This window comes from Gemmatimonadota bacterium (assembly GCA_009838645.1).
In the GTDB taxonomy this organism is placed as follows: domain Bacteria; phylum JAAXHH01; class JAAXHH01; order JAAXHH01; family JAAXHH01; genus JAAXHH01.
The window spans coordinates 2,411-15,215 of record VXRC01000022.1 but is presented as its reverse complement, the minus strand read 5'-3'; the positions used below and the strand labels follow the sequence as shown (position 1 = coordinate 15,215).

The 12,805-nt window shown below is 63.2% G+C and carries 7 protein-coding genes; all 7 read right to left on the bottom strand.

Annotation, left to right across the window (positions count from 1 at the left end; genetic code table 11):
• Positions 1-81: 81 nt before the first annotated feature.
• The 7 genes from fusA to F4Y38_06205 all read right to left on the bottom strand — a co-directional run bounded on the left by fusA (position 82) and on the right by F4Y38_06205 (position 12,729).
• Positions 82-2,187, bottom strand: coding sequence for an elongation factor G (fusA, locus tag F4Y38_06235; protein MXY48886.1), 2,106 nt, complete (start codon positions 2,185-2,187; stop codon positions 82-84).
• Between the two features lie 113 nt (positions 2,188-2,300).
• Positions 2,301-2,771: a 30S ribosomal protein S7 gene (gene rpsG / locus F4Y38_06230; protein ID MXY48885.1), complete on the bottom strand. Its 471-nt coding sequence runs from the start codon at positions 2,769-2,771 to the stop codon at positions 2,301-2,303.
• 52 nt (positions 2,772-2,823) lie between these two features.
• The gene (locus F4Y38_06225; protein MXY48884.1) at positions 2,824-3,195 is read right to left on the bottom strand and encodes a 30S ribosomal protein S12; all 372 of its coding nucleotides are present in this window, start codon (positions 3,193-3,195) and stop codon (positions 2,824-2,826) included.
• A gap of 204 nt (positions 3,196-3,399) precedes the next feature.
• Positions 3,400-7,722, bottom strand: a complete 4,323-nt coding sequence (rpoC, locus tag F4Y38_06220; protein ID MXY48883.1) for a DNA-directed RNA polymerase subunit beta' — start codon at positions 7,720-7,722, stop codon at positions 3,400-3,402.
• 111 nt (positions 7,723-7,833) lie between these two features.
• Positions 7,834-11,637: a DNA-directed RNA polymerase subunit beta gene (rpoB, locus tag F4Y38_06215; GenBank protein ID MXY48882.1), complete on the bottom strand. Its 3,804-nt coding sequence runs from the start codon at positions 11,635-11,637 to the stop codon at positions 7,834-7,836.
• A gap of 123 nt (positions 11,638-11,760) precedes the next feature.
• The gene (locus tag F4Y38_06210) at positions 11,761-12,138 is read right to left on the bottom strand and encodes a 50S ribosomal protein L7/L12 (GenBank protein MXY48881.1); all 378 of its coding nucleotides are present in this window, start codon (positions 12,136-12,138) and stop codon (positions 11,761-11,763) included.
• 54 nt (positions 12,139-12,192) lie between these two features.
• Positions 12,193-12,729: a 50S ribosomal protein L10 gene (locus tag F4Y38_06205; protein ID MXY48880.1), complete on the bottom strand. Its 537-nt coding sequence runs from the start codon at positions 12,727-12,729 to the stop codon at positions 12,193-12,195.
• Positions 12,730-12,805 lie beyond the last annotated feature (76 nt).

Genomic DNA, 12,805 nt, shown 5'->3' with positions numbered 1-12,805 from the left:
GATCGTGCCGATGTTCACGTGGGTTTTGGTACGCTCGAATCTTTCCTTCGACATGCTGCAAATCCTCCAGATATTAAACCGTTATGCGCCGCCGCGAATCTTTTCCAGAATCTCCTGCTTGATGCTCTCCGGCACTTCCGAGTAATGCGAGAACTGCATGGTGGACACGGCCCGTCCCTGCGTGGCGGAACGCAGTGCCGTCGTGTAGCCGAACATCTCGCTCAGGGGAACGGTGGCCGCCACGACCTGCGCGTCCGTCCGGGGAATGATCCCGCCGATGCGCCCCCGGCGCGCGTTCAGGTCGCCGACCACGGTGCCCACGTATTCGCTGGGGACCGCCACTTCCACGTCCATGACCGGTTCCAGCAACGCGGGTTCGGCCTTGCGCATGCCGTCCTGGAAGGCCATGGAGGCCGCCACCTTGAAGGCTACCTCGGACGAATCGACTTCGTGGTAGGAGCCGTCGTACAGGGTGACCTTGACGCCCTGCACCGTGTATCCGGCGAGCACGCCGTTATGGGCGGCTTCCCGGACGCCGGCCTCGACGGAAGAGATGAACTCCCTCGGGATGACCCCGCCGACGATGCCGTTCACGAATTCCACGCCGTCCCCGTCCTTCACCGGCTCCATATCGAGCCACACGTGCCCGAACTGCCCGCGTCCGCCCGACTGCCGCACGAATCGGCCTTCGCTCTTCACGGCCGTGCCGATGGTCTCCCGGTAGGCGACCTGGGGACGCCCCACGTTCGCTTCCACGCGGAACTCTCGCAGCATGCGGTCCACCAGGATCTCGAGGTGCAGTTCACCCATGCCGGAGATGATCAGTTGACTGGTTTCTTCATCGGTATGTACGCGGAAAGTGGGATCTTCTTCGGAGAGCTTCTGGAGGGACTGGCTGAGCTTTTCTTCGTCCGCCCGGGTCCTGGGTTCGACCGCGACGGACATCACGGGCTTGGGAAACTCCATTGCTTCGAGGGCGATGGGCCACTCGGGGTCGCAAAGCGTATCGCCCGTCGCCACGTCCTTTACCCCCACGAGCGCGACGATATCGCCCGCTTCGGCGGCCTTGAGCTGTTCCCGTTTGTTGGCGTGCATCTGCAGGATCCGGCTGATTCGCTCGCGCCGGTTGGTCCTTGTATTCAACACGTAACATCCGGCGGGCAGCGTGCCGGAATAGATCCGGTAGAAGGCCAGCTTGCCCACATGGGGGTCGGTCATGATCTTGAAGGCCACGCCGGACAGCGGCGCGTCGGGCACGCTCTCCCGCGTTTCCTGTTCGCCGGTCAAGGTATTCTTGCCCGTGACGGGCGGCACGTCCTGGGGCGACGGCAGGTAGTCGACGATCGCGTCGAGCAGCGCCTGGACGCCCTTGTTGCGGAAGGAAGAGCCTACCAGGACGGGGATCAGGCTGACCGACAGCGTGGCCCGGCGAATGGCGCCCTGCAATTCGGAAGCCGTCGGTACCTCGCCGGACAGGTAGGTTTCCATCAGTTCCTCGTCCACTTCGGCGAGGCTCTCGATCAGCTTGTTCCGGTGCTCCGCGGCATATTCGACCAGGTCCTTCGGGATGTCGTGCTCGTCGTACGTGGCGCCCATGTTGTCTTCGTGGTAGCTGCGGGCTTTCATGGAGACCAGGTCGATGGACCCGGTAAACAGGTCGCCGGCGCCGATGGGCAGCTGGATCGGGATGGCGTTGGCCCCGAGCCGTTCGTGTATCATGGAGACGACCTGGTGGAAGTCCGCCCCGACGCGGTCGATCTTGTTCACGTAGGCCAGGCGGGGCACGCCGTACTTGTCGGCCTGCCGCCACACGGTCTCGGACTGCGGCTCGACGCCGCCCACGGCACAAAAAATCGCCACGGAGCCGTCAAGCACGCGCAGCGATCGTTCCACCTCGACCGTAAAGTCGACGTGACCGGGCGTATCGATGATATTGATCCGGTGGTCGCGCCAGAAGGATGTCGTGGCCGCGGACGTTATCGTGATGCCCCGTTCGCGTTCCTGCTCCATCCAGTCCATGGTCGCTGCGCCGTCGTGTACCTCGCCCATTCTCCGCACGCGTCCCGTATAATAGAGGATGCGTTCGGTGGTGGTCGTCTTGCCCGCGTCGATATGGGCCATGATCCCGATGTTCCTGGTCTTTTCCAGGTTCGATTCGGAAGCGTGCTTTTGGTATGCTTCGGACATTTTTTCTTTCGGCTTGATCGTTGTCTCAGTCACTGCGTCATCTACCTCATAAAGTACGGATCATCGCGAGGGATGATCCGTTTTTACTGTTTCGACGTGATATCGATACGCCGCTACCACCTGTAATGGGCGAAGGCCCGGTTCGCTTCCGCCATCCGGTACGTCTCTTCCTTGCGGCGGACGGCGGCGCCCTCCCCCCTGGCGGCGGCGGTAAACTCTCCCGCCAGGCACTCGAACATGTTCTTCTCTGAACGGGCCCGCGCGGCATCGATGATCCAGCGAATCGCCATGGCCCGCTGCTGGTCATCCCGCACTTCCACGGGAACCTGGTAGGTCGAACCGCCCACCCGGCGGGATTTGACATGCACGACGGGACCGACGATCTTGATCGCCTTCTCGAAAACGGGCAGCGGTTCCTGGCTCGTGCGTTCCTCGATCAGATCGAGGGCCTGGTAGAATACGCGTTCCGCGATGCTCTTCTTCCCCTTGCGCATCAATCCGTTGATGAACTTGGACACCAGTACGCTGTTGTACTTCCAGTCCGGCTCCGGTTCCCGTCTTACGACTTCTTTCCGTCTTGCCATCTCATGCTCCCTAACGTACGGCCAGGGTGTACTTCCAGGATTTGCTTCCCGCCTACTTGGGCTTCTTGGTTCCGTATTTCGAACGCCCGTTGCGCCGGTCGGGCACTCCGCTGGCGTCCAGCGCGCCGCGGATGATGTGGTACCGCACGCCGGGCAGGTCCTTCACCCGGCCGCCCCGGACCAGAACGATATTGTGCTCTTGCAGGTTATGGCTCTCGCCCGGGATGTAACAGGTGGCCTCGATGCCGTTCATCAGGCGGACGCGGGCTATTTTCCGCAACGCCGAATTCGGCTTCTTGGGCGTCTGCGTCTTCACCTGCAGGCAGTTGCCCCGTTTCTGGGGACTGCCGCGCAACGCGGGTGATTTCGTCTTACGCTGCGACTTCTTCCGGCCGTGGCGTATGAGCTGGTTTATCGTTGGCATTTCCGCCCAACCTTCCCTGTTGTACCGACCCGGACAAGCCTGTGAAACATGGGTTTCAGGGGTCTGGTCAAAACGCATTTCCCCCAAAAGCCATAGGTGGAAAAATTTAATCAGTTCCGTTTACGGTGTCAAGCGCTTTTTGCCAAAAAAACGAGCGCCGCCGTCAACCCGGCGGCGCCCGGTCATGGACTGCGTCCACATGGGTCAGACGGTTTCCACGGGCGGCGTCTCGGCCTCGGCCACGTTCTGCACGGTTTCGGAGGTCTTGGCCTCCCCGTCTGCGCTCGCCGATTCCCCGTCTGCGCTCGCCGCTTTCGCCTCTGCGCTCGCCGCTTTCGCCTCTGCGCTCGCCGCTTTCGCCTCTGCGCTCACCGCTTCCGCGTCGCCATTCACCGACTCCGCGTCGAAGAACGGCTCCGGTTCGATGGCCGGTGGCTCGATCTCGTTGCCCTCTTCGTCCACGAGCCGCATCTGGCTGTACCGGTCCAGCCCCGTACCAGCGGGTATCAGGTGACCCATGATCACATTCTCCTTCAGTCCGAGGAGCGCATCCCGCTTGCCCTGGATGGCCGCTTCGGTCAGTACGCGCGTCGTTTCCTGGAAGGCCGCCGCGGAGACGAAGCTCTCGGTACTCAGCGCGGCCTTGGCGATGCCCAGCAAGAGCGGCTGGTTCGTCGCCGGGTCGCCGCCTTCGCGCAGCACGCGGTCGTTCTCCCACTGGAAACGGGTGCGGTCCACGGCCTCGCCCTTCAGAAACTCCGTGTCGCCCGGGTCGTCCACCTTGACCTTCTGGAGCATCTGGCGCACGATGACTTCCACGTGCTTGTCGTTGATGCTCACGCCCTGCATGCGGTAGACTTCCTGGATCTGGTTCACCAGGTACTCCTGTACGGCGTTCACCCCCTGGATCTCGAGAATGTCGTGGGGATCGATGGACCCTTCGGACAGGGGCTCGCCCGCCTGCACCCGGTCGCCGTCGCGCACGCTGAGATGGCGGCCCTGGGGGATCAGGTATTCCTGTTCCGACCCGTCGTCGGCGCGGACGAGGAGGCGGTGGGAGCGCCGGACGATACCGGCGACCTTCACTACGCCGTCCACCTTCGCCACCGTGGCGGGGTCGCGCGGCCGGCGCGCCTCGAAGAGCTCGGCGACGCGCGGCAGGCCGCCGGTAATGTCCCGGGTCCTGCCGATGGAGCGCGGTATGCGCGCGAGGACCGTACCGGGCTGCACGTGGGTGCGTTCGGTATTGCTCTGGTCCGTGAACTCGGTGACGAGCAGGTGGGCGCCGGTGGGCAGATTGTATTCATCCTTCTTCTTGCCCTTGGCGTCCGCGATGTAGATACGCGGATGGAGCGCCCTGGAACCCCGGTTCTCCGTGATCACCTTCTGCCGCATGCCCGTGGTGTCGTCCAGCTGTTCACGCAGCGTCTCTCCCGCCACCACGTCTTCGAGCTGCACTTCGCCGGCCTGGACGGCGATGATCGGGATGTTGTAGGGGTTCCATTCGAACAGGGCCTGGTTCTCCTCGACGACGTCGCCGTCCTCCGTGAGCATGACCGCGCCGTAGGGGATGAAGAAGTGGTCCCGCCGGTTGTCGTCGGCGTCCAGGATCGTGATCTCGCCGGCCCGCCCGATGACGACCTGGGCGCCGTCTTCCTGGGTGACGGTTTCGACCGCGGTAAAGACGGCCTTGCCCGCATGTTTCGTGGTAATCTTGTTCTGCGTGGCGTCGCGGCTCGCGATCCCGCCGATGTGGAAGGTGCGGAGCGTCAGCTGCGTACCCGGCTCGCCGATGCTCTGCGCCGCCATGACGCCGACGGCCTCGCCCATTTCCACCATGGAGCCCGTGGCGAGGTTCCGGCCGTAGCACCGGGCGCACACGCCGCGCTTGGTCTCGCAGGTCAGCACGGACCGGATGTGCACGGTCTCGCTCATCTCCGCATCGGGATCGTCCGAGTACTGCACGCCGCCGCGCTGTTCGATGAGGTCGGCGACTTCCTCGTTGATCTCCTCGCCGGCGGCCGTCAGCAGTTCCCGCGTGATGGGGTCGTAGATGTCGTCCAGCACGACCCGGCCCAGTACCCGGTCGCCCAGCGGTTCCATGACGTTCGCGCCTTCCTTCAGGGCGCCGATCTCGATGCCGCGGATCGTGCCGCAGTCCGCCTCGTTGATGATCACGTTCTGCGCCACGTCCACCAGACGCCGTGTCAGGTAGCCGGCGTCGGCGGTCTTGAGGGCGGTGTCGGCCAGTCCCTTGCGCCCGCCGTGGCTGGAGGTGAAGTACTCGAGTACCGTAAGCCCTTCCTTGAGGTTGGACAGGATGGGCGTCTCGATGTACTCGCCGACCTGTCCGACGACCTTCCGCTGGGGCTTGGCCATGAGGCCGCGCATGCCGCACAGCTGTCCCACCTGGTCCAGCTTGCTCCGCGCGCCGGAGGCCATCATCATGTAGAAGGGATTGAAGCCGTCGTCCGACTCCTCGAGCGTGGTCTCGACGACCTCGTTCAGCTTGGTCCGGGTGTGCTGCCACACGTCGATCACCTTGTTGTAGCGCTCGCCCTCGGTGATGGCGTGGCCCTCGTACTGATCCTGGATGGATCGCACCTCGGCTTCCGCGTCACTGATCATCTGCGCCTTCTCGTCGGGGATGACCACGTCGTCGATGCCCGAGGTCAGGCCCGAAAGGGTCGCGTAGTGGAAACCCAGCCGCTTGACTTCATCGAGAAGCACGCACGTGCGGTAGTTCCCCAGCTGGCGGTATACGGTGGCCACCATGTCCCGGATGGCCGAGCTGTCGAACACCTCATTCTGGAAGCCGATCTCCGGCGGCAGGATCTGGTTGAAGATGACCCGGCCGACGGTCGTTTCCATCATCTTGCCCTCGTGGCGCAGCTTGATGATGGCATGGAGATCCACGAGGTCGTTGTCGAAGGCGAGCATCACCTCGGAAACGCTCGAGAAGATCTTGCCTTCGCCCCGGCAGCCCGTGAGCTCCTTGGTCAGGTAGTAGCATCCCAGGACGATGTCCTTGCTGGGCGCGCAGATCGGCTGCCCGTTCTTCGGATCTAGGATGTTGTTCGAGGACAGCATCAGCACCCGGGCCTCGATCTGGGCCTCGAAGGACATGGGGACGTGCACCGGCATCTGGTCGCCGTCGAAATCGGCGTTGAAGGCTTCGCAGACGAGCGGGTGGATGCGGATGGCCTTGCCTTCCACGAGCACCGGCATGAAAGCCTGGATACCCAGCCGGTGCAGGGTGGGCGCCCGGTTCAGCAGGACAGGGTGGTCCTTGATGATCTCTTCGAGGATGTCCCAGACCTCGGGCTCCTCGCGTTCCACGATCTTCTTCGCGCTCTTGACCGTCTGCACGAAGCCCCTGTCTTCCAGCCGCTGGATGATGAAGGGCTTGAAAAGCTCCAGGGCGATGTTCTTGGGCAGCCCGCACTGGTGGATCTTGAGCTCGGGTTCCACCACGATCACGGAACGGCCCGAGTAGTCCACCCGCTTGCCGAGCAGGTTCTGGCGGAAACGCCCCTGCTTGCCCTTGAGCAAATCCGAGAGGGACTTGAGGGACCGGTTTCCGTCTCCCCGCACGGCCCGCGAACGGCGGCCGTTGTCGAGCAGCGCGTCCACCGCTTCCTGCAGCATCCGCTTCTCGTTGCGCAGGATGACGTCCGGCGCGCGGATCTCGAGCAGTTTCTTGAGCCGGTTGTTCCGGTTGATGACGCGCCGGTACAGGTCGTTGAGATCGGAGGTGGCGAACCTTCCGCCTTCCAGGGGCACCAGCGGCCGCAGGTCGGGAGGGATGACCGGCAGCACTTCCATGATCATCCATTCGGGCCGGTTGCCGTCGGAGTCCGGTCCGTTGGAGTTCCGGAACGCCTCAACCACCTTCAGCCGCTTCAGCGCGTCGTTCTTCCGTTGGACCGACGTTTCCATCCGTACCCGGGTCCGCAGTTCGACGGAAAGCTCTTCGATGTCGATCTCGGACAGCAGGCGGCGCAGGGCGCCCGCGCCCATGTCCGCCTCGAATTCATGGCCCGCTTCCTCGAGGTCCATGAAAGTGTCCTGGTCGATGATCTCGCCGGTCTGGTACTCGGTGTCTCCCGGGTCCAGCATGACGTAGCACTCGTAGTAGATCACCCGTTCCAGGTTCCTGATGGAGAGGTTCAGCAGGTTGCCGATGCGGCTGGGGGGCGACTTGAAATACCAGATATGGCAGACCGGTACGGCCAGCTCGATGTGTCCGAGCCGTTCACGCCGCACCTTGGCCTGCGTGACTTCCACGCCGCAACGGTCGCAGATGACGCCGCGGTAGCGGATCCGCTTGTACTTGCCGCAGTTGCACTCCCAGTCCTTCACGGGACCGAAGATGCGCTCGCAGAAGAGGCCGTCGCGTTCCGGCTTGAACGTCCGGTAGTTGATGGTCTCCGGTTTCGTCACTTCCCCGTAGGACCACCTGCGGATCGTTTCGGGGGAGGCCAGCTGTATCCGGATCGTGCTGCGGTTCTTGGGCTGCTTGTGCATTAGATCGACCACTGGTGACACCTCCTGATCATTATCATCGCTGCAAGCCTCGGGTCGGCATGTCGGCGGCCGGAGTCCCTCCGGGACCGCCTTGGCGAGGTGTTAACCGTTTCACTCTTCGAGCTGGACGTCCAGGGCCAGGCTCTGGAGTTCCTTGACGAGGACGTTGAAGGATTCCGGTATCCCCGGTTCCGGCGGGTTGTCGCCCTTGACGATGGCCTCGTACAGCCGGGAACGGCCGTTGACGTCGTCCGACTTCACGGTCAGCATCTCCTGCAGCGTGTACGAAGCGCCGTAGGCCTGCAGGGCCCAGACCTCCATTTCGCCGAAACGCTGGCCGCCGAACTGGGCCTTTCCGCCGAGCGGCTGCTGCGTAACCAGGGAGTAGGGACCGATCGACCGTGCATGGATCTTGTCTTCGACCAGGTGGTTCAGCTTCATGACGTACATGTAGCCGACCGTGACTTCCTTGTCGAAGGGCAGGCCCGTCTTGCCGTCGTAGAGCGTACTCTTGCCGGATTCGGGCAGGCCGGCGTCGTCCAGCGCATTCTTGATTTCGGCGATGGACGCCCCGTCGAACACCGGTGTCGCGATATACCTTCCCTCTTCCCGCGCGACCCATCCGATGTGGATCTCCATGATCTGGCCGAGATTCATCCGGCCCGGCACGCCGAGCGGATTCAGGATGATGTCGATATGGCGTCCGTCCGGCAGGTAGGGCATGTCCTCTTCCGGGACGATCTTCGCCACCACGCCCTTGTTCCCGTGCCGGCCGGCCATCTTGTCGCCCACGGAGAGCTTTCTCTTCTTGGCCACGTACACCTTGACCAGTTGAATCACGCCGGGGGCCAGTTCGTCGCCGCGCCGGATCTTCTCCTGCTCGCGTTCCAGCTGGTTCTCGATTTCCCGGATGTTCTTGGCCGAAGCCTGGATCACCTTCCGGACCTGTTCGTTCAGGGCCGCGTTGACCACCCACCGCTCACTCTGGATGACCCGGTCGAATTCGAGTTCCGCCAGCCGGCTGTCCGTGTATTTCCGCTTGGCCGGGACCACGACTTCGTCCGTCTCGCCGTCCCGAAGCTCGACGCACACCTTGCCCCCGAGCAGTTCCTTTAGCTTGTCGTTGCGTGTCTCCTTGACCTGGTCGATGCGCTGCTGGTAGTCGCGCTCGAGTTCGCGCAGGGTCTCCCGTTCCTTCTCGCGGGCGACGCTGTCGCTGTCCTTGCGGCTGTAGAGGCGGGTATCGATGACGATGCCCTGCATGCCCGGGGGCGCCTTCAGGGAGGCGTCCCGCACGTCGCCGGCCTTCTCGCCGAAGATGGCACGCAGCAGGCGTTCCTCCGGGGACAGCTCCCGTTCGCCCTTCGGGGTCACCTTGCCCACGAGGATGTCGCCGGGCCCCACTTCGGCGCCGATCCGGATAATGCCGGATTCATCCAGGTTGCGGACGGCGTCCTCGCTCACGTTGGGGATCTCGCAGGTGAACTCCTCGGTGCCCACTTTCGTCTCGCGGGCGGGAAGCTCGAACTCGGTGATGTGGATGGAAGAGAAGATATCCTGCTTGACCAGTCTTTCGCTGACGACGATGGCGTCTTCGAAATTGTATCCTTCCCAGGACATGAAGGCGGTCAGCACGTTGCGGCCAAGGGCGAGTTCACCCTGGTCCGTGGCCGGCCCGTCCGCGAGCACCTGCCCCGCTTCCACGCGGGCGCCGGTCTGCACGATCGGCTTCTGGTTGATGCAGGTCTCCTGGTTGGATTTCTTGAACTTGGTCAGCGGATACACGTCGGGCGGGGTGTCGAAGAGATCGGAATCATCGGTCTCGTCCGGCGTCACCGTGATCATGTCGGCCGAGACCTGCGTTACGGTCCCGCTCTGCCTGGCGACTACCACCGCGCCGGAATCCACGGCGACCTTCCGCTCCATGCCGGTGCCCACGAGGGGCGCCTCGGTGCGCAGGAGGGGTACCGCCTGCCGCTGCATGTTGGATCCCATGAGGGCCCGGTTGGCGTCGTCGTGTTCCAGGAAGGGGATCAGGGCCGCGGACACGCCGAGGATCTGCTTCGGCGAAACATCCATGTAGTCGACCTCTGCGGGGTCTACCAGCTTGATGTCGCCCTTGTTGCGCGTGGGAATGCGGCCGACGATGCGTCCTTCGTCGTCCAGCGAAATCGCCGCCTGGGCGATCATGTAGTCCTCTTCCTGATCGGCCGACAGGTAGTCGATCTTCTCGGTGATCCGGCCTTTCTCCACCCGGCGGTAAGGCGTTTCGATGAAGCCGAACCGGTTGATCCTGCCGTAGGTGCCCATGTAGGCGATCAGGCCGATGTTCGGACCTTCCGGCGTCTCGATGGGACAGATGCGCCCGTAGTGGGTATGGTGCACGTCGCGGACCTCGAAGCTGGCGTGCGACCGGTCCAGGCCGCCCGGGCCGAGTGAACTGAGCCTGCGCTTGTGCGTCAGTTCGGCCAGGGGGTTGGTCTGCTCCATGAACTGCGACAGCTGGCTGCTGCCGAAGAACGCCGCGATCACCGAAGAGACCGTCCGGGCGTTCACCAGGTCCTGGGGCGTGATCGAGTCGGCGTCGTGGAGGCTGATCCGGTCCCGGATGGTCCGGGACATGCGGGTCAGTCCGGTATTGAACTGCTGGGCGAGGAGTTCGCCCACGGACCGCGTCCGCCGGTTGCCCAGGTGGTCGATGTCGTCCGTGACGCCTTCGCCCCGGCGCAGTTTCAGCAGGTAGTCGATGATGGCGATGAAGTCGTTCGACGTCAGGATGGTGGTATCGATGGGCACGTCCAGGTTCAGGCGCTTGTTGAGCCGGTGGCGCCCGACGGCCGCCAGGTTGTACCGCTTCTGGTTGAAGAACATGCGGTCCATCAGGGCCTGGGCCGTTTCCAGGTTGGGCGGATCGCCCGGCCGCAGCAGGCTGTACATCTTGGAAAGCGCCTCTTCCGACGTGGCGGTCGTATCCTTCTTGAAGGTATTGGCCAGGACATCCGGCTCCCGGGTCGGGTCCATCCGGACGATCTTGACCTTGCCCGGGTGGCCGTTCCCTTCGGCCAGACGTTCCGCCAGCGCTTCCGTCAGCGGTTCGCCGCTCTCGGCAATCACCTCGTCGGTCTTCTTGTCGACCACCTTTGCGCCGATGCTCCGGCCGACGAGATCGCCGGTCTTGTTGGCCCGGACGTCGTCGAACTCATAGAACAACTGGTAGATATCTTCGTTGCTTTCGTAGCCCAAAGCCCGCAGCAGCAGCGTCACGGGGAATTTCCGCTTCCGGTCGATGTGGACGAAGAGCACATCGTTCACGTCCAGGCTGAACTCCAGCCAGGTGCCGTGCTCCGGAATGATGCGGGCCGAATAAAGCTGCTTGCCGTTGGGGTGGGTCTCTTCCGAGAAGAACACGCCGTAGGAGCGCTGCAACTGGGACACGATGACCCGTTCGGCGCCGTTGATGATGAAGGTGCCCTTCTCCGTGATCAGGGGGAGCTCGCCGAGGAAGACGGTCTGCTCGATGATGTCCTTGACCTTCTTGCTTTCGGCCTTTGCCTTTGCGTTTTTGCCGTCGCCCTTTACGTTTTTACCGTCCCCTTCCTCGCGGATCACCAGGCGCAGACGCGCCTTCAGGGGGATCGCGTAGGTCATGCCCCGTTCCTGGCACTCGAGAACGGTGTACTTGGGCTCTCCGAGCATGTACTCGATGAACTCGAGCGAGAAGTGCTCGTGGATGTCCGTGATGGGGAATATGTCGAGGAAAACGGCCTGCAGGCCCTGGTTCCGGCGTTCGGAAACGGGCACGTCGGCCTGGAGAAACGCGTTGAAGGAATCTATCTGGACCGCCAGAAGATTCGGCATTTCGATGATGGAGGGCAGTTTGGAATAATCGTGGCGTGTGATCTGGGTATTATCCATCGGCTGACCACTTCCTTTCGGCAGGTAGGTGAATAGTACCCGCGGACGCAAGGCAACGACCCCGTGCGCGTGACGGGATCGCCGCACATGCCGCGCGGACCCGGTCCTGACTTACCTTCCCGCCTATTTGAGTTCGACTGTTCCGCCCGCTTCTTCGATCTGCTTCTGAATGTCGTCGGCCTCTTCTTTCGGGACGCCCTCCTTCAGTGCGCCGGGAACGCCGTCAACCAGTGCCTTGGCCTCTTTCAGTCCCAGGCCCGTGATCGCGCGCACGACCTTGATGACCTGGATCTTCTTGTCGCCGAAACCGGTCAGCACGACGTCGAAGCTGTCTTTCTCCTCCTCCACCGGCGCGGCCGCGTCTGCGGCGCCGGGTGCGGCGACAGCCACCGTCGCCGCGGCTGAAACACCGAATTTGTCTTCAAGCGTCTTCACGAGATCATTCAATTCCAGCACCGTCAGCTGTTCAATCTGATCTACGATATCGGACACGGCCATGATGCTTACCTCCATTGGATTTAAGGGATACTGCCGTTGTTGTTCTTGATCTTCTGCTCAACGCTCCTGCTGCGTCGCCTTCTGCTGCGATAGAGCCGACAGGGTGCGGACCAGGCCGCTCAGCACGCCGGACAACGTGAACACGAGGCCGCTGATCGGCGCGGCGATGCCGCCCACCGTCCTGGCCAGCAGCTCGTCTCTGCCGGGCAGCTCTGAAAGCGTCACGGCCTGCGATGCGTCGATGATCTCGCCGGTCAGGAACCCGCCCTTGATGCGGGGGCGTTCTTCGTGGTCCTTGCCGAACTCGATGAGGATCTTCGCCGGGGTCACCGGGTCGGCCGAAAAGACGAGCGCCGTCGGTCCGTCCAGGGTCTCGCCCAGGTCGGGCAGACCCGCGTCCGCGACGGCGAGGCGCGTCAGCGTGTTCTTGATGACGCGGCACTCCACGGACTCCGCCCGCAACCGGCTTCGCAGTTCGGTTACCTCGCCGACGTCCAGGCCGGTGAGGTCCGTCAGGTACACGCTATCGGTTTCCTTCAATCGCGTCGACAGATCCTGGACGATCCGCTCTTTAACGGCACGCGGCTGGGGCATGGTGTCGAGACTCCTTTGATTTCAACGGCTTCCGGGCCGTCAACGGCTTCCGGGCCGTCAACGGCTTCCGGGCCGT